This window comes from Streptomyces odontomachicola, assembly GCF_039605595.1.
In the GTDB taxonomy this organism is placed as follows: Bacteria; Actinomycetota; Actinomycetes; order Streptomycetales; family Streptomycetaceae; genus Streptomyces.
Genome location: NZ_JBCFOK010000009.1, coordinates 151,912 through 169,724, shown reverse-complemented (window position 1 = coordinate 169,724; position 17,813 = coordinate 151,912). Strand labels below are relative to the sequence as shown.

The following is a 17,813-nucleotide window of genomic DNA, read 5'->3' as shown; positions in this document are numbered from 1 at the left end:
AGCAGAAAGGTGCCGTACCGGCCATGGCGCTGACCCTCTACGTCGATACCGAACGCTGGCGGGGGCACCAGCAGTCGGTGCTCCAGCAGTTCCCGGGCCTCGTCCCGGTCTGCAAGGGCAACGGCTACGGGTTCGGGCACGAGCGGCTGGCCGACGAGGCCACCCGCTTCGGCTCGGACATCCTCGCCGTGGGCACCACGTACGAGGCCGCCCGCACGAAGGACTACTTCGGCGGCGACCTGCTGGTGCTGACCCCGTTCCGCAAGGACGAGGAGCCGGTGCCGCTGCCCGACCGCGCGATCCGCACGGTGTCCTCCGCCGAGGACGTGGGCCTCACCCACGGCGCGCGGGTGGTCATCGAGGTCATGAGCAGCATGAAGCGGCACGGCATCACCGAGGCCGACCTGCCCAAGCTCAGCGCCGAGATCGACCGGGTGCGCCTGGAGGGCTTCGCGATCCACCTGCCGCTGGACCGCACCGACGGCTCCAGCGCCGTGGACGAGGTCATCGGCTGGATGGACAGACTGCGCACCGCGCGGCTGCCCCTGGAAACGGTGTTCGTCAGCCACCTGAAGCCGGACGAGTTCGCCATACTGCAGCGGCAGTTCCCGCAGACCCGGTTCCGCGCGCGGATCGGCACCCGGCTGTGGCTGGGCGACGAGGGCGCGACGGAGTACCGCGGCGCGGTGCTGGACGTCACCAAGGTCTCCAAGGGCGACCACTTCGGGTACCGGCAGCAGAAGGCGCCCGGCGAGGGCCACCTGGTGGTCGTCGCCGGCGGCACCTCGCACGGCGTGGGCCTGGAGTCCCCGAAGGCGCTGCACGGGATGACCTCGCGGGCCAAGAGCGTGGCGCGCTCGGGCCTGGCCACGGTGAACCGGAATCTGTCGCCCTTCGTGTGGGCGGGCAAGCAGCGCTGGTTCGCCGAGCCGCCGCACATGCAGCTCTCGATCCTGTTCGTGCCGGGCGACGTGCCGCCTCCGCAGGTGGGCGAGGAGCTCACCGCGTACCTGCGGCACACCACGACGATGACGGACCGCACAGTGGACCGCTGAGTCCGCGCGCACGCCTCGTACGAGACCGCCGTCCGGAACCTCGTACGCGGCCGCCGTCCGGAACATGAAGCGGGCCCGCAACACGCGCGGTGTGGCGGGCCCGCTTCATGGCGGTGCTTCAACTGCCCTGCGGCAGGCGGGTGTTACGCCTTGCCGTCGATGAAGTCCTGGACGAGGCGGTGCGCCTCGTCGTCGTAGTACTGCACGGGCGGGGACTTCATGAAGTACGAGGAGGCCGAGAGCACCGGGCCGCCGATGCCGCGGTCCTTGGCGATCTTCGCGGCGCGGAGCGCGTCGATGATGACGCCGGCGGAGTTCGGGGAGTCCCAGACCTCCAGCTTGTACTCCAGGTTCAGCGGTACGTCGCCGAAGGCGCGACCCTCCAGGCGCACATAGGCCCACTTGCGGTCATCGAGCCAGGCGACGAAGTCGGAGGGGCCGATGTGGACGTTGTCCTCGCCCAGGTCGCGGTCCCGGATCTGGGAGGTGACGGCCTGCGTCTTGGAGATCTTCTTGGACTCCAGGCGCTCGCGCTCGAGCATGTTCTTGAAGTCCATGTTGCCGCCCACGTTGAGCTGCATGGTGCGGTCCAGGATCACGCCGCGGTCCTCGAAGAGCTTGGCCATCACGCGGTGCGTGATGGTCGCGCCCACCTGGGACTTGATGTCGTCGCCGACGATCGGGACACCGGCCTCGGTGAACTTGTCGGCCCACTCCTTCGTACCGGCGATGAAGACCGGCAGGGCGTTCACGAAGGCGACGCCCGCGTCGATGGCGCACTGCGCGTAGAACTCGACGGCCTCCTGGGAGCCCACCGGCAGGTAGCAGACCAGGACGTCGGCCTCGGCGTCCCGCAGCGCCTGCACGACGTCAACGGCCGGGGCGTCCGACTCCTCGATGATCTGGCGGTAGTACTTACCCAGGCCGTCGTAGGTGTGGCCGCGCTGCACGGTGACCCCGGTCGGCGGGACGTCGCACAGCTTGATGGTGTTGTTCTCGCTGGCGCCGATGGCGTCGGCGAGGTCCAGGCCGACCTTCTTGCCGTCGACGTCGAAGGCGGCCACGAACTCGATGTCGCGCACGTGGTATTCGCCGAACTGGACGTGCATCAGCCCGGGGACCTTGCTGTCCGGGTCGGCGTCCTTGTAGTACTCGACGCCCTGTACCAGCGAGGCGGCGCAGTTGCCCACGCCTGCGATGGCTACGCGAACCGAACCCATTCCGGTTGCTCCCTGTGTGTTCTCGAAGAGGCCCCTGGAACGGGGCCTCAGGTGGTGTCCTCGGACGAATCCCGGCGCTGATCCGGTGCCCCCTCGCGCCGGTCGCGCCCCGCCCGCTCGCTCTCGATGAGCTCGTTGAGCCAGCGGACCTCGCGCTCCACGGACTCCATGCCGTGGCGCTGAAGTTCGAGGGTGTAGTCGTCGAGCCGCTCGCGGGTGCGCGCCAGTGAGGAGCGCATCTTCGCGAGCCGCTCCTCCAGCCGGCTGCGCCGCCCCTCCAGCACGCGCATCCGCACATCCCGCGAGGTCTGGCCGAAGAAGGCGAACCTGACGCCGAAGTGCTCGTCCTCCCAGGCTTCGGGGCCGCTCTGCGAGAGGAGCTCCTCGAAGTGCTCCTTCCCCTCGGCCGTCAGCCGGTAGACGATCTTCGCCCGGCGTCCCGCGAGCGGTGCCGCGCGGGGGTCGTCCGGTGCGGGGCCGCTCTCCTCGGTCAGCCATCCGCGCGCGACCAGCGCCTTCAGGCAGGGATAGAGCGAGCCGTAGCTGAAGGCGCGGAAGACGCCCAGCGAGGTGTTGAGCCTCTTGCGCAGCTCATAGCCGTGCATCGGCGATTCACGGAGCAGCCCGAGTACGGCGAATTCCAGGATGCCGGAGCGCCTGCTCATGATCCGCCGTCACCTCCTCCTGCGCCTGGCGTTCGCACGCCTGCCGGTCTCTGCGTCGCGCTGCATGGGCGCGCATGTGCCGTGCTGATGTATCGGCTCGATACATCTCGACGATAGAACGCCGCCCGGGCGGCAACAAGAGCGGGCTCGGTGAAGGGGCTCACATCGCTGAATCGCGGGAGGCAACTCGCGTCATTTGAGGTGAAAGTGCCGTAAGGAAGGTTTTGGCGCTGCGTAGTCTGTCGGCTGTGCAGACCACCACTGGGAACCGTGCGACGCGAGTGCGCGTCCTCGTCCTGGGTGCAGTGCGGCCGGACCCCGGAACGTGGGCGGCCGTACTCGGGGGGACCAGACGTCAACTGCCACCTTCAGGCGAAGAGCGCCTGCCCGAGGAGTAGCTGTTCCAACATGAGCGAGCACCGTCGAAAGCCGCCGCAGGGGCGCGGCCGGCGCGCGGCGCAGCAGCCGCAATCGTCCGGCCGCCGCGCCGCGCCGCCGCCCAACAGGGCGTCCAACGGGGCCTCTTCCCCGAGCTCGTACGGCAGCCGCGCTGAGGCACGCAAGGCCGCACAGCGCAACAGAGGCGGGGGCCGCAGGCGTGCGGCCGCGGGCGCCGCGGGAGCGGCAGCCGGGGCGGGGGCCGCACCCGACGACACCACGAAACTCGGCCGGGTCAGCGCAGGGCCGCCGGGACCGCCGCCCAAGAAGCGGTTCATCGACTACCCGCGCTCGGACAAAGAGGGCGCATGGCGCTGGATGCCGTCCTGGAAGCAGGTGCTGGGCGGGTTCGGAGCCTTCCTCGGCCTGATCATCGCGCTGTCCGGCGTCGCCTTCGCGATGGTCGGGGTCCCCGACCCCAACGAGGCGGCCCAGCAGCAGAAGAACGTCTACTACTGGTCGGACAACACCCAGATGGTCGTCGCCGGCGGCGGCGACCAGAACCGGCAGAACGTCGATCTGTCCGAGATCCCCAAGTCCATGCAGAACGCCGTGATCTCCGCGGAGAACGAGAACTTCTGGAAGGACAGCGGCGTCGACCCGATGGGCATCATCCGGGCCGTCGGCCGGATGGCCATGGGCGGCGAGACCCAGTCGGGCTCGACGATCACCCAGCAGTACGTGAAGAACACCTACCTTGACCAGTCGCAGACGATCATGCGGAAGTTCAAGGAGCTGTTCATCTCGATAAAGGTCGGCACCACCCAGAAGAAGGAGGACATCCTCAAGGGGTACCTGAACACCGGTTACTACGGCCGCGGCGCGTACGGCATCCAGGCGGCGGCGCAGGCGTACTACCGCAAGGACTCCAAGGATCTGAACCCGAGCGAGTCGGCGTTCCTCTCCTCCACGCTCAACGGCCCGAACATGTACGACCCGCAGGGCGGCGTCGGTCCCGCCGCGACCCCGGGCAAGAACCTCAAGCGCGCCAAGGCGCGCTGGTCGTGGACCCTGGACCGCGAGGTGCAGACGGGCAACATGACCAAGGCGGAGCGGGCGAAGTGGACGAAGTTCCCGCTGCCCAAGCCGCCCAAGAAGTCGACCGAGCTCAAGGGCCAGAAGGGCTACATGGTCGACCTCGCCAACAACTACATCACCCAGCACAGCGACATCACGGACCGCGCCCTCAAGAAGGGCGGGTACAAGATCAAGACGACCTTCAACAAGCACCACATGGAGCAGATGGAGAAGGCCGTCGCGAAGGTCCGCAAGGAGAACCTCAAGCCGAACCAGCGCAACGTCGACAAGTACGTGCAGTTCGGCGGCGCCTCGGTGAAGCCGGGCGACGGAGCGATCACCGCCATCTACGGCGGTGACGACGCGACGACACACTTCACCAACAACGCCGACTACACCGGTGTCCAAGTTGGTTCCACCTTCAAGCCGTTCGTGATGGCGGCGGCCATGCGGGACGGCGTGCGCGACCGCAACGGGCCCGAGGTGCAGTCCAGGGACCAGCGCAAGCCGGTCTCCCCGTCGAGTGTCTACAACGGCAACAACAAGCTGACGCTGCGGAACTACGACGGCTCCGTCTGGCACGACAACAAGACGGGCCGCGAGTGGCACCAGCGCAACGACGGCAACGAGGACAAGGGGATGGTGAACCTCCGCACTGCGATGCAGTACTCGGTCAACACCCCCTTCATACAGCTCGGCATGGACGTGGGCACCGACAAGGTCCGGCAGGCGGCGCTCGACGCGGGCCTGACCAAGGACAACCTGGCGCGCACCACGCCCACGTTCTCGCTCGGCACCTCGGCGCCCAGCGCGATCCGGATGGCCAACGCCTACGGCACCTTCGCCAAGAGCGGCATCCGCGTCGACCCGTACTCGGTCTCCACCGTGAAGAAGGAGGGTGAGACCAAGTACGACCACAAGGACGAGATGCAGCGGAAGACCGCCTTCGATCCCTCGGTCGCCGACAACATCACGAGCATGCTGGAGACCGTCGTCCAGAAGGGCACCGGCACCACGGCCAAGGGCCTGGGCCGCCCGGCGGCCGGCAAGACCGGCACCACGGACGACAACAAGTCGGCCTGGTTCAGCGGCTACACGCCGCAGCTCTCCACCTCGATCGGCATGTGGCGGGTCAACGACCAGGCCAAGATCCAGAAGTTCATGAAGATGTACGGGGTCGGCGGCCAGGCCCAGATCCACGGCGCGTCCTACCCCGCCGAGATCTGGACCGACTACATGAAGGCGGCGCTGCGCGGCCAGCCCGTGGAGCAGTTCAGGACGCCCGAGCCGATCGGCGACAAGACGTACGGCCCGGGTGCCAGCCCGAAGCCGACGCCCACGCCGACCGAGACGCCCTCGGACTCCCCCTCGCCCTCCGAATCCCCCTCGGACTCCCCGTCCCCCTCGGACTCGCCGTCGCCCAGCGACAGCTGCAAGTTCCCGTGGGACTGCCAGGACCAGGGCCAGGACGCGGGCAACGACGGCGGTACGACCGACCAGCCCTCGCCCGGCGATACCGGTGACCCGGGCGGCGGCGACCCCGGCGGCGGCGATCCCGGCGGCCTGTTCGGCGGCCCGGACCCGGGCGCCACGCCGAACCGTCCCGAGGAGTGATCCCCGGACCCGGCTGACCGGTCAACGCCCTTGACGGGCAAGGAGGTTGGAGCCCCGTCGCGCACCGTCGCGGCGGGGCTCCGCGCCGTCCGGGGGAGCTCCCGCGCGAGCGGACCCCGTACGGCAGGATGTGCCCCATGACGAGCACGCAGACCCGGCCCACCGAGGAGGACGAAGTCGCCGCGGCGGGCAGCGAGCTGATCGGAGGCCCGGCGGGCAGGCGGCAGGCGGCCCCGGGGCGCGACTGGTGGTCTCCGGCACGCACGGTCGCCCTGGTGATGCTGGGCATGTTCGCGCTCGGCATGGTGCAGAAGCTGCCCTGCTGGAACGGCGGCTGGTTCACCGGCCAGAACAGCCAGTACGTGCACGCCTGCTACTCCGACATCCCGCACCTCTTCCAGGGCCGCGGCTTCGCCGACGGCCTCGTCCCGTACTTCGACCGCATCCCCGACGCCGTCTCCGGCGGCATGGCGTATCTCGAATACCCCGTGCTGACCGGCCTGTTCATGGAGGTCGCCGCCTGGCTGACGCCGGGCAGCGGATCGATCCAGGACCGCGAGCAGATCTACTGGATGGTCAACGCCGGCCTGCTCATGGCCTGCGCCGCCGTCGTCGCCGTGTGCGCGGCCCGCACCCACAGGAACCGCCCCTGGGACGCCCTGCTGGTCGCCCTCGCCCCGGCCTTCGCGCTCACCGCGACCATCAACTGGGACCTGCTCGCCGTGGCGCTCACCGCCGCCGCGCTGCTGATGTGGTCCCGCAGCCGCACGGTCGCCGCCGGGGTGCTGATCGGCCTGGCGACCGCGGCCAAGCTCTACCCCGTGCTGCTGCTCGGGCCGCTGCTGGCGCTGTGCTGGCGTGCCGGAAAGCTGCGGGTGTACGCGCGCACCCTGGGCGCCGCACTGCTCGCCTGGGCCTGCGTCAATCTGCCCGTGATGCTGCTGGCGCCGGAGGGCTGGTCGAAGTTCTACACCTTCAGCCAGGAGCGCCCCGTGGACTTCGGCTCGATCTGGCTGCTGATCAGCCAGTCCACCGGGGCCGACCTCAACGGCGCGGCGAACACCCTGGGCACCGTGCTCATGCTGCTCGGCTGCGTGGCCATCCTCGCGCTCACGCTGTGCGCGCCGCGCCGCCCGCGGCTGGCCCAGCTCTGCTTCCTGGTGGTGGCCCTCTTCGTCCTCACCAACAAGGTCTACTCGCCGCAGTACGTGCTCTGGCTGACCCCCCTCGCGGTGCTGGCCCGGCCCCGCTGGCGGGACTTCCTCGTCTGGCAGGCCTGCGAGGTGGGCTACTTCCTCGGGATCTGGATGTACCTCGCCTACACCAACAGCGGCGACAAGCACCAGGGCCTGCCCACCGACGGCTACCAGCTCGCGATCCTCCTCCACGTCCTCGGCACCCTCTACCTGTGCGCCCTGGTGGTCCGCGACGCCCTCTACCCCGAGCGCGACCCGGTGCGCAGGGACGGCTCGGACGACCCCGGAGGCGGCGTGCTGGACCGCGCCCCCGACGTCTTCGCCCTCCTCAGCGGCCGCCGGCGCGGGACCTCGGCGGAGGACACCGAGGGCTCCGCGAGCACCGGTTCGGTGCGCTGGGGCTTCAACAGGCGCTCCGGACACGGCAGTTGATCTCGGACCCGACGCCGGGCCGACTCCGCGTGCGGCGCCGTTTCACGTGAAACGGCGCCGCACACCCGGCGGGAAATCCGGCCCCGGTATGTGACGCTGGCCCCATGTCCGCCGCCGGTGATCTCCGTACGCTCCTGCAGTTCCCTGGCTTCCAGCGACTGCTCGGCGTCCGGCTCCTCTCCCAGCTCGCCGACGGCGTCTACCAGGTGGCGCTCGCCGCCTACGTCGTCTTCTCCCCGGAGAAGGAGTCGTCCCCCGCGGCCGTCGCCTCAGCCATGGCGGTGCTGCTGCTCCCCTACTCGCTGCTCGGCCCCTTCGCCGGCGTCCTCCTGGACCGCTGGCGCCGCCGCCAGGTGCTGCTCTACGGGAACCTGCTGCGCGCCGTGCTCGCCGCCGGCACCGCCGCCCTCGTACTGGGCTCCCCGCCGCAGTGGCTCTTCTACCTCTCCGCGCTCTCGGTCACCGCGGTGAACCGCTTCATCCTCGCCGGGCTCTCCGCCGCACTGCCCCGGGTGGTCGACGAGGAGCGGCTCGTGGTCGCCAACTCCCTCTCCCCGACGGCCGGAACGCTCGCCGCCACCACCGGCGGCGGCGTCGCCTTCGCCGTCCGCCTCGCGCTGCCCACGGCGGGCGCCGGCTCGAACGCCGCGGTGGTCGGCGTCGCCGCGGTCCTCTACCTGCTCGCCGGGCTCACCGCGCTGCGCATGGGCCGGGACCTGCTGGGCCCTGGACCGGTCGCCGTACGCCTGCGGCTGTCCACCGCCCTCGTCGGAACGGCACGCGGCCTCCTCGACGGCGTACGCCACCTCGCCGAGCGGCGCACCGCCGCCCGCGCGCTGGCCGCGGTCACGGTGATGCGCTTCTGCTTCGGCGCGCTGACCGTCACGGTGCTGATGCTCTGCCGGTACGCGTGGACCGGCGGCATCGAGGGAGTGGAGGGCGCCGACGCGCGGGACGGGCTCCAGCTACTCGGGCTCGCGCTCGCCGCCTCGGGGCTCGGCTTCTTCGTCGCGGCGCTGCTCACCCCGGGGGCGGTCGGCAGGCTGGGCCGGTTCGGGTGGCTGGCGAGCTGCGCGGCGGTGGCCGCCGTGGTGGAGCCCTCGCTGATGCTCTCCTTCGCGCCGGTGCCGGTGCTGCTCGCCGCGTTCGTCCTCGGCCTGGTGACCCAGGGGGCGAAGATCACCGCGGACGCCGCCGTGCAGTCCTCGGTCGAGGACGCGTACCGGGGGCGGATCTTCTCCCTCTACGACATGCTCTTCAACGCCGCGTTCGTGGCCGCCGCCGGGATGGCCGCGCTGATACTGCCGGCGGACGGACGGTCGGCCGCGCTCGTCGCGATGGTCGCCGTGCTCTATGCGGCGGTCGCCCTCGCCATGTTCCGGCATCGCGGAACGGCCCCTGTTTCACGTGAAACAGGGGCCGTGGAACGGTGAGCCGAAGCGGTCGATGAGGCCGGTACGCGGTCGGCGGGCGGCACGGTCGCGCTCGGTGCGCGCGGGCTCCGCGCGAAGGGCTCAGCCCTCCTGCTGTGCCGCCCACCACTCCTTGAGCGCGGCCACCGCCTGGTCGTGCTCCATGGGGCCGTGCTCCAGACGCAGTTCGAGCATGTGCCGGTAGGCGGCGCCGACCTCGGGGCCCGGCGCGATGCCGAGGATCCGCATGATCTCGTTGCCGTCCACGTCGGGCCGGATCGCGTCCAGCTCCTCCTGCTCCTGGAGCCGCGCGATCCGCTCCTCAAGCCCGTCGTACGCGCGCGACAGCGCCTGGGCCTTGCGCTTGTTGCGGGTCGTGCAGTCGGAGCGGGTCAGCTTGTGCAGCCGGGACAGCAGCGGTCCCGCGTCCCGCACATAGCGGCGCACCGCGGAGTCGGTCCACTCGCCCGTGCCGTACCCGTGGAAGCGCAGATGCAGCTCCACCAGCCGCGAGACGTCCTTGATCATCTCGTTGCTGTACTTCAGCGCGGTCATCCGCTTCTTGGTCATCTTCGCGCCGACCACCTCGTGGTGGTGGAAGGAGACCTTCCCGTCGCCCTCGAAGCGCCGGGTCCTCGGCTTGCCGATGTCGTGCAGCAGCGCCGCGAGCCGCAGCGTCAGATCGGGCCCGTCCTCCTCCAGGTCGATGGCCTGCTCCAGGACGGTCAGCGAGTGCTCGTACACGTCCTTGTGCCGGTGGTGTTCGTCCCGTTCCAGACGCATAGCCGGAATCTCCGGAATGACGTGATCCGCCAGACCTGTCTCCACCAGCAGCCGCAGGCCCTTGCGCGGATGCGCGGAGAGCAGCAGCTTGTTGAGCTCGTCGCGCACCCGCTCGGCCGAGACGATGCCGATCCGGTCGGCCATCTCCCGCATCGCGGCGACGACGTCCTCGTCCACCCCGAAGTCGAGCTGGGCCGCGAAGCGCGCGGCGCGCATCATCCGCAGCGGGTCGTCGGAGAAGGACTCCTGCGGCGTGCCCGGCGTGCGCAGCTCCCGCCGCGCCAGGTCGTCCAGGCCGCCGTGCGGGTCGACGAAGGTCTTCTCCGGCAGCGACACCGCCATGGCGTTCACCGTGAAGTCGCGGCGCACCAGGTCCTCTTCGATGGAGTCGCCGTAGGACACCTCGGGCTTGCGCGAGGTGCGGTCGTACGCCTCCGAGCGGTACGTGGTGATCTCGATCTGCATGCGCTGCCGCACGCCGTCCTGCACGCTGTCCTTCACGCAGCCGACCGTCCCGAAGGCGATGCCCACGTCCCACACGGCGTCGGCCCACGGCCGCACGATCTCCAGCACGGCCTCGGGGCGGGCGTCCGTGGTGAAGTCCAGGTCGTTGCCGAGCCGCCCCAGCAGCGCGTCCCGCACCGAGCCGCCGACCAGCGCCAGGGTGTGCCCGGCCCGCTGGAAGCGCTCCGCCAGGTCGTCCGCCACGGGGGAGACCCGCAGCAACTCGGCTACGGCGCGGCGCTGAGCGGCGCTGAGCTGTTCCTTCGTGTGCTGCTCCGGGCGCACCCGCTGCGGTTGCGCGGGGCTCTGAGCGGGGGTCTGCTGGCTGGATTCGTTGGCGTTCGGCACGACAGCACAGGGTACGTGTCCGGCTCCCCCGCGAAGGCCCCGCACCCCGCGCCCGCACCCCGCCCACGTAACAGCTCTGTACCTGTTCGCCGCCCGGAGGCTCCCGGTGGGGCGGCAGCATGGGGCCGCTGTCCAGCCACAGTCGCGAACAGGCGCACACCGCGGCACTTCCACAGGTGAGGCATCGTTACCATCAGGGGCCCAGAACTACGAGCACCCCACCATCGAGACCATCGAGACCTGTACGTACACCACGACACGACGGGACGGACGAGCGCGTGGCCGAGGCGGCTGAGACCCAGGGCACCCCGACCGCTCCCCGCCGCCGGTGGCTGCGGAGGACCGCGACCGCTCTGCTCGCCACCGCGCCCGTGCTCGGCGGGGTCATCGCACCCGCCGCACCCGCGACGGCCGCCGCGCACACGGCACCGTCCACCGGCGGCGAGGGCAGCGGATCGCGCACGGCTGAGGTGTCCATCAACACCCTCACCCCCAACGCCCCCGACGATGACGACACCCTCAGCGTCACGGGCACCCTCACCAACAAGGGCAGCTCGCCCATCACCACCGGCAAGGTGGGGCTGCACGTCGGGCCCACCCTCGACAGCCGCAGCGACATCGACCAGGCGGCCGAGCGCAAGGGCTACATCCCGGCGGCCGACGGCAGACAGGCGGGCGGCGCCAAGTACACCGAGAAGATCGGCCAGATCGCGCCCGGCGCCAGCCGCTCCTTCTCGCTGAAGATCCCGGTCGACAAGCTGGGCCTCGGCAAGGACGGGGTGTATCAGCTCGGCGTCCTGCTCACCGGCAAGACCCGCGCCCGGCCGTACGAGCAGCCGCTCGGCATCGAGCGCTCCTTCCTCCCCTGGAAGACCGCCGACGCGCAGAACAAGACCAAGCTCAGCTACATGTGGCCGCTGGTCACCTCGACGCACATGACCGCGCAGACCGAGTCGGACAAGCAGCAGACACCGATCTTCCGCGACGACAGGCTGGCCCGCGAGATCGCCCCCGGCGGGCGGCTCCAGCAGATGGTGACCCTCGGCAAGGACCTCCCGGTCACCTGGGTGCTCGACCCCGATCTGCTCGCCACGGTCGAGGCGATGACCAAGCGCTATCTGGTCGAGACCGGCGACGGCGGCACCAAGGAGGGCAAGGGCCAGGCGTATGCGCGGAAGTTCCTGGAGGACCTCCAGGACTCCGTGAAGGGCGAGGAGGTCGTCGCGCTCCCGTTCGCCGACCCCGACCTCGCCTCGCTCGCGCACAACGGCAAGTCCGTCCCCGGCGCCCTCTCCCACCTGCGCCCCGCCACCTCGCTGGCCTCCGACACCGTGCAGACGATCCTGCACACCAGGCCGCGCACCGACTTCGCCTGGCCCAAGGAGGGCGCGGTCGACTCCTCCATCGTCGACGTGGCCACCTCGGCCGGCGCGCACAACGTGATCGCGCGCAGCGACAGCCTCCGGGACACCGCGCTCTCCTACTCGCCCACCTCGGCCCGCCCCGTCGGCGGCGGCACCACGGCGCTGGCCGCCGACGCGGGGCTCTCCCGCGCCTTCGAGGGCGACCTCTCGGAGCCGGGGCAGTCCTCGAAGGCCGTGCAGAAGTTCCTCGCCGACACCCAGGCGCTCACCGACCAGGTGCCCACCAAGCAGCGCGACATCGTGGTGGCCCCGCAGCGGATGCCCACCGCGGCGCAGGCCCAGGCGATGGCCGCCGCGCTCAGCGCGCTGAACACGAACGGGCACTGGACCGAGGGCAGCGACCTCAGCGACGCGGCCAAGGCCAAGCCCGACCCCAACGCCAGCCGCCAGGTGCCCAGCCCCGCCTCGTACCCCTCCTCACTGCGCAAGCAGGAGCTGCCCAGGTCGGCGTACGAGGAGCTGCGGCACACCAAGGGCACACTGGAGTACTTCCAGGGCATCCTGACGCTCGACTACCGCGTCATCACCCCCTTCGGCACCGCGATGGACCGCGCCGTCTCCAACTCCTGGCGCGGGCACCCGCGCAGCGCCGAGCAGTTCCGGCAGTCGGTGCAGAGCTATCTGACCGGGCTCACCAAGAAGGTGCACCTGATCCAGAAGTCGCCGATCACGCTCTCGGGACGCAGCGCGACCATCCCGGTCACCGTGCAGAACAACCTCGTGCAGGGCGTGGACGGCCTCGAGCTCCGGCTCCAGTCGAGCCGCCGCATCGGCCTCGACGTGGGCGAGGCGAAGCAGGTACGGGTGGACGGCGGGCACAGCCAGTCGGTCAAGTTCGACACCACGGCCAACGCCAACGGCCGCTCGTACGTGACCGCGCAGCTCTACACCAAGGACGGCAGGCCGTACGGGAAGCCGATGCGCTTCCAGGTCAACGTCACCTCGATCACCGGCACGGTGCTGCTCGTGATCGCGGGCGGCATCCTGCTCGTGGTGCTCGCCGGCGTGCGGATGTACACCCAGCGCAAGCGCCGCGGAAACCCGGCGCCCGACCCGGACGCTCCGCTGGAGCCCGCGGGCGGGGGCACGTCCGACGAGGGCGTGGACGACAAGGGCGACGGCGGCAGCGAGACCGGCGGCGGGCAGGACGGTACGGACCGGGACGGCACAGGCTGGGACAACGGGGGCAAGGACACGAAGGACCCGGACGCCGGCGGCTCCGCACACCAGGACGACACCGGCGGGGAAAGCACCGGCCCGTCGTCCCCGGGTGAGAAAGTGGAGCGTTGAGTCAGCCGGGCGAACAGGGGCAGGGGTAGAGGCAGCGATGAACGCACCGTACGACGGTGACCAGGGCCGGAATCCCGGCGAGGGAGCAGGGCCCCCGCAGGATCCGCGCGGCGGGCACCCCGGCGGCCAGCAGCCGCCGGAGAACCCGTATGTGGACGACGCGTACGCCCGCGACCCGTACGAAGACCGCGACCCCTCCTCCCAGGACCCGGTGCACGACGCGCTGTACGACCGCGCGGCGCACCCCCCGCCGCCCCCCGGCGCCGTGCCCGACCCCCATGCGCTCTACCAGCAGCCGCAGCCCGGCGCGCACGCCCCCGACCCGCAGCGCTGGGCCCCCACCCCGGCCCCCGAGCCGGACGCGGGGCCCTCGCGCAATCTGCCGTACGGCGACGACCCCTCCACCGTCCGCTTCACCGGCGTCGACGAGCTGATCAGCCGCGCGCCCGGCGAGGAGCACGAGGACCCGCGCGCCCGCGGGCGCCAGCAGGACGCCTTCGCGCACCTCTACCGCGACCAGGGCCGCGCCGGCCAGCCAGGCCAGCCCGGACCCCAGGCAGGCCCGTACGGAGCCGCGCAGGGCGCACAGCAGGGCACACAGCAAGCGCAGCACGGCGCGCCCCAGGCGGCGGACCGGCACGGCGCTCAACAGGGCTCGCGGCAAGGCCAGTTCGGCGCGCACCCCGGCTCCGGCCAGCCCGGCGGCGGCCACCCCGGCAGCGGGCAGTACGGCGGCGGCCAGTACGGCGAGGGCCAGTTCGGCCCGGCGCCCGTGAGCGGCCTCGAGGCGTTCGCCGAGTCGGAGCGCACGGCGCAGACCCCGCAGGTGGAGGCCGAGGAGGCCGCGGCTCCGGCCAAGCCGGGCGGCGGCGGGCTGCTCAAGTCCAGCGCCGTGATGGCGGCGGGCACCATGGTCTCCCGGCTCACCGGCTTCATCCGCTCCGCCGCGATCGTCGCCGCGGTCGGCACCGCCCTGCTCGGCGACTCGTACCAGACCGCGATCACCGTCCCGACGATGCTCTACATGCTCACCGTCGGCGGCGGCCTCAACTCCGTCTTCGTGCCGCAGCTCGTGCGCGCGATGAAGGAGGACGAGGACGGCGGCGAGGCGTATGCGAACAGGCTGCTCACCCTGGTCGCCGTGATCCTCGGCGCGCTGGTGGTCGTCGCGGTCTTCGCCGCGCCGCTGGTCGTGCGCATGATGTCGGTCAAGCTGGCCAGCGACCCGCAGGCCAACGAGATCACCGTGACCTTCGTCAGGTACTGCCTGCCGTCCATCTTCTTCATGGGCATCCATGTGGTGATGGGCCAGATCCTCAACGCACGCGGCCGGTTCGGCGCGATGATGTGGACCCCGGTCCTCAACAACATCGTCATCCTCGGCACCGTCGGCATGTTCCTGTGGGTGTACGGCACCAACGCCAACTCGCACCTGACGGTGGACAACATCCCGCCCGAGGCGGTGCGGCTGCTGGGCGTCGGCACCCTGCTCGGCCTGGTCGTGCAGTCCCTCGCGATGATCCCGTACCTCCGGGCCGCCGACTTCCGCATCCGCCCCCGCTTCGACTGGAAGGGCCACGGACTCGGCAAGGCCGCCAGGCTCGCCAAGTGGACGATCCTCTTCGTGCTCGCCAACCAGGCCGGCAACCTGGTCGTCATCCAGCTCTCCACCTGGGCAAACTCCAGCGCGATCAAGGAGGGCTTCGCGGGCGCCGGCTACACCACCTACTCGCAGGCCCAGCTCATCTGGAACATGCCGCAGGCGATCATCACCGTCTCCGTCATGGCGGCCCTGCTGCCGCGCCTCTCCCGCGCCGCCAACGACGGGGACACCGGGGCCGTCCGCGAGGACATCTCGCAGGGCCTGCGCAACTCCGCGGTCGCCATCGTCCCGATCGCCTTCGGCTTCCTCGCCATCGGCGTCCCGCTGTGCACCTTCATCTACGGCTCGTCCGGCACCGAGTCCGCGCAGGCCATGGGGTACGCGCTGATGGCCTTCGGCCTGGGCCTGATCCCCTTCTCGGTGCAGTACGTGGTGCTGCGCGCCTTCTATGCGTACGAGGACACCCGCACGCCGTTCTTCAACACGGTGATCGTCGCCGCGGTGAACGCGGTCGCCTCCGCGGCCTGCTTCCTGCTGCTGCCCGCCCGCTGGGCCGTCGTCGGCATGGCCGCCTCCTACGGTCTCGCGTACATCATCGGCGTCGGCGTCGCCTGGCGCCGCCTCAGCAAGCGGCTGGGCGGCGACCTGGACGGCTCACGGGTCCTGCGTACGTACATCCGGCTGGCCGGCGCGAGCGTCCCGGCGACCGCGGCCGCCGGGGCCGTCGTCTACGGAATCACCCAGGGGCTCGGCAGCGGCCTGCTCGGTTCGGTGCTTTCGGTGCTCGCGGGAGGGATCGTATTGGGCGCGGTTTTCGTCCTAGCGGCGAAGCGGATGCGGATCGAGGAAATGACGGCGATGGTCGGCATGGTCCGCGCCCGCCTCGGCCGGTGACCGGAATGCCCGGTCTGGCCTCGCCCACTCCGGGGGCGGCCGACCGGGCACCGCTCTCGTCCGCCACAGTGTGTCGTGCAGAGCCGCGGACTGTGGGCACAATTGTTTCCGGCTGTTTCGAAGAGTGGCCGCAACGAATGGGGAGGCAGGAACGACGGTGGCGGAACGGAGTACGGCTGCCGTCGACGTGGCCGAGACGGGCGGCGAGCAGACGCCGCTGCCCGCCCGCGAGAACGGGGCCACGGCCGACGGAGCGACGGACGCGAACGGCCGCACCGGGTCCCCTGCGGACCCGGCCCACACCGGCACCACCAGAGGCGAAGGCGGCACCGATGACTCCGGCATGCCGCCTTCCGCGACGGAAGGCCCTACCGAACTGCACAGCGGCCACAAGCTCGCCCGGCGCTACCGCCTGGAGGAGTGCCTCACCCGTCTGGACGGATTCAGTAGCTGGCGTGCCGTCGACGAGAAGCTGCGCCGCGCCGTCGGCGTCCACCTGCTGCCGGCTGGCCACCCCAGAGCCCGGCACGTGCTCGCCGCCGCGCGCTCCACGGCGCTCCTCGGCGACCCCCGCTTCGTGCAGGTGCTGGACGCCGTCGAGGAGAGCGACCTCGTCTACGTCGTCCACGAGTGGCTGCCCGACGCCACCCCGCTGAGCGAGCTGCTCGCCGTCGCACCGCTGGAGCCGCACGAGGCGTACCAGCTCGCGGGCCAGCTCGCCCAGGCGCTGACCTCCGCACACCGCGAGGGCCTGGCGCATCTGCGCCTCGACCCCGCGGCCGTGCTGCGCACCGGGAGCGGGCAGTACCGGGTGCGGGGGCTCGCCGTGAACGCCGCGCTGCGCGGGATCACCAGCGACACCCCGCAGCAGGCCGACACCGAGGCCATCGGCGCGCTGCTGTACGCCTCGCTCACCCAGCGCTGGCCGTACGAGAACGACGCGTACGGGCTGCCCGGCATCGGCTCGCTGGCCAAGGACTCGCTGGTCGCCCCCGACCAGGTGCGCGCCGGTGTCCACCGCGGCCTCTCCGCGCTCACGATGCGCGCCCTCGTCAACGACGGCGCCACCGCCTCCAGCGAGCAGCCGCCCTGCACCACCCCGGAGGAGCTGGCGGCGGCCGTCGCCGCGATGCCCCGCATCCCCCCGCCCGAGCCCGCGTACACCGCGCCCGCTCCGTACCAGCGCACCACCTACCAGCAGGGCGCGTACGGCGCCGACGGCGCGGCCGCCACCGCGTCCTCCGGCAACGGCCGCCGCGGCCCCGCCGACACCCAGGCGCCGCCGGCCCTCCCCGGGCGCACCGGCAAGGTCCTCAAGTGGAGCGTCTCGGCGCTGCTGATCGCCGCGCTGGGCCTGGGGAGCTGGCAGGTCGCCGACACCCTGCTCAAGGGCGACAACCCGGGCGAGGGCACCAGCACGGCGCAGGGCCAGGGCGCGAAGCCCGGCGGCAAGATCGTGCCGATCGAGGGCGCCAAGGACTTCGACCCGCAGGGCGACGGCGCGGAGAACCCGGACAGCACCGGCGACGCCCACGACAAGGACCCGTCGACGTACTGGCTGACCAACAACTACTACGGCCAGCCCAACTTCGGGAATCTCAAGGACGGCGTCGGCCTGATCCTCGACCTCGGCAAGCCGCGGCAGGTCAGCCAGATCAAGGCCAACTTCATGGGCAAGACCTCGGCGAGCTTCCTCGCGGCGCCGCAGAGCACCACCGAGATGCCCACGCAGCTCAATGCGTTCACCAAGGTCAGCAGCGGTTCGGCCGAGACGCTGACGCTCAAGGCCAAGAAGCCGATCAAGACGCAGTACGTGCTGCTGTGGCTGACCAAGCTGCCGCAGTCCGACACGGGCGGCGGCGCGTACCGCGGCCGCCTTTCGGAGGTCGAGGTACGCAGCTGACCGGTGAGCCGGGAA

Annotated in this window: 10 protein-coding genes; 7 read left to right on the top strand and 3 right to left on the bottom strand. The window is 71.1% G+C overall.

Annotated features, from left to right (window positions below):
* Nucleotides 1–23: 23 nt before the first annotated feature.
* A complete protein-coding gene (locus tag ABEE00_RS18520; RefSeq protein ID WP_345746637.1) occupies nt 24–1,055 on the top strand; it encodes an alanine racemase in 1,032 nt (343 codons plus the stop codon).
* Between the two features lie 143 nt (nt 1,056–1,198).
* Here ABEE00_RS18520 and ABEE00_RS18515 read toward each other — a convergent pair whose 3' ends face one another.
* The gene (locus tag ABEE00_RS18515) at nt 1,199–2,275 is read right to left on the bottom strand and encodes an inositol-3-phosphate synthase (protein ID WP_345746636.1); all 1,077 of its coding nucleotides are present in this window, start codon (nt 2,273–2,275) and stop codon (nt 1,199–1,201) included.
* Nucleotides 2,276–2,322: 47 nt separating this feature from the next.
* A complete protein-coding gene (locus ABEE00_RS18510; RefSeq protein WP_345746635.1) occupies nt 2,323–2,940 on the bottom strand; it encodes a PadR family transcriptional regulator in 618 nt (205 codons plus the stop codon).
* 408 nt (nt 2,941–3,348) lie between these two features.
* On the opposite strand from ABEE00_RS18510, the gene ABEE00_RS18505 reads away from it, so the two are divergent.
* The 3 genes from ABEE00_RS18505 to ABEE00_RS18495 all read left to right on the top strand — a co-directional run bounded on the left by ABEE00_RS18505 (nt 3,349) and on the right by ABEE00_RS18495 (nt 9,070).
* A complete protein-coding gene (locus tag ABEE00_RS18505) occupies nt 3,349–6,009 on the top strand; it encodes a transglycosylase domain-containing protein (protein WP_345746634.1) in 2,661 nt (886 codons plus the stop codon).
* A 137-nt stretch (nt 6,010–6,146) separates the two neighbouring features.
* Nucleotides 6,147–7,637 carry a glycosyltransferase family 87 protein gene (locus tag ABEE00_RS18500; RefSeq protein WP_345746633.1) on the top strand — a complete coding sequence of 497 codons (1,491 nt, stop codon included), beginning with the start codon at nt 6,147–6,149 and terminating at the stop codon, nt 7,635–7,637.
* A gap of 104 nt (nt 7,638–7,741) precedes the next feature.
* Nucleotides 7,742–9,070, top strand: a complete 1,329-nt coding sequence (locus ABEE00_RS18495; protein WP_345746632.1) for an MFS transporter — start codon at nt 7,742–7,744, stop codon at nt 9,068–9,070.
* Between the two features lie 81 nt (nt 9,071–9,151).
* Here ABEE00_RS18495 and ABEE00_RS18490 read toward each other — a convergent pair whose 3' ends face one another.
* Nucleotides 9,152–10,684 (bottom strand): CCA tRNA nucleotidyltransferase, encoded by a 1,533-nt coding sequence (locus ABEE00_RS18490; protein ID WP_451918614.1) that lies wholly within the window; start codon nt 10,682–10,684, stop codon nt 9,152–9,154.
* 278 nt (nt 10,685–10,962) lie between these two features.
* Between ABEE00_RS18490 and ABEE00_RS18485 the strand changes: the two genes are divergently transcribed.
* The 3 genes from ABEE00_RS18485 (at nt 10,963) to ABEE00_RS18475 (ending at nt 17,798) form a co-directional block, all read left to right on the top strand.
* Entirely contained in the window at nt 10,963–13,398 is a 2,436-nt protein-coding gene (locus ABEE00_RS18485; RefSeq protein ID WP_345746631.1) for a DUF6049 family protein, read from the top strand.
* Between the two features lie 37 nt (nt 13,399–13,435).
* Nucleotides 13,436–15,895 (top strand): murein biosynthesis integral membrane protein MurJ, encoded by a 2,460-nt coding sequence (murJ, locus tag ABEE00_RS18480; RefSeq protein ID WP_345746630.1) that lies wholly within the window; start codon nt 13,436–13,438, stop codon nt 15,893–15,895.
* Between the two features lie 157 nt (nt 15,896–16,052).
* Entirely contained in the window at nt 16,053–17,798 is a 1,746-nt protein-coding gene (locus tag ABEE00_RS18475) for a protein kinase family protein (RefSeq protein ID WP_345746629.1), read from the top strand.
* Nucleotides 17,799–17,813: the final 15 nt, after the last annotated feature.

What these genes read in the sequence shown, in the direction of transcription:
- ABEE00_RS18520 (WP_345746637.1), top strand. Translation starts at nt 24, where the DNA reads ATGGCGCTGACCCTCTACGTCGATACCGAACGCTGGCGGGGGCACCAG.
- ABEE00_RS18515 (WP_345746636.1), bottom strand. Translation starts at nt 2,275, where the DNA reads ATGGGTTCGGTTCGCGTAGCCATCGCAGGCGTGGGCAACTGCGCCGCC.
- ABEE00_RS18510 (WP_345746635.1), bottom strand. Translation starts at nt 2,940, where the DNA reads ATGAGCAGGCGCTCCGGCATCCTGGAATTCGCCGTACTCGGGCTGCTC.
- ABEE00_RS18505 (WP_345746634.1), top strand. Translation starts at nt 3,349, where the DNA reads ATGAGCGAGCACCGTCGAAAGCCGCCGCAGGGGCGCGGCCGGCGCGCG.
- ABEE00_RS18500 (WP_345746633.1), top strand. Translation starts at nt 6,147, where the DNA reads ATGACGAGCACGCAGACCCGGCCCACCGAGGAGGACGAAGTCGCCGCG.
- ABEE00_RS18495 (WP_345746632.1), top strand. Translation starts at nt 7,742, where the DNA reads ATGTCCGCCGCCGGTGATCTCCGTACGCTCCTGCAGTTCCCTGGCTTC.
- murJ (WP_345746630.1), top strand. Translation starts at nt 13,436, where the DNA reads ATGAACGCACCGTACGACGGTGACCAGGGCCGGAATCCCGGCGAGGGA.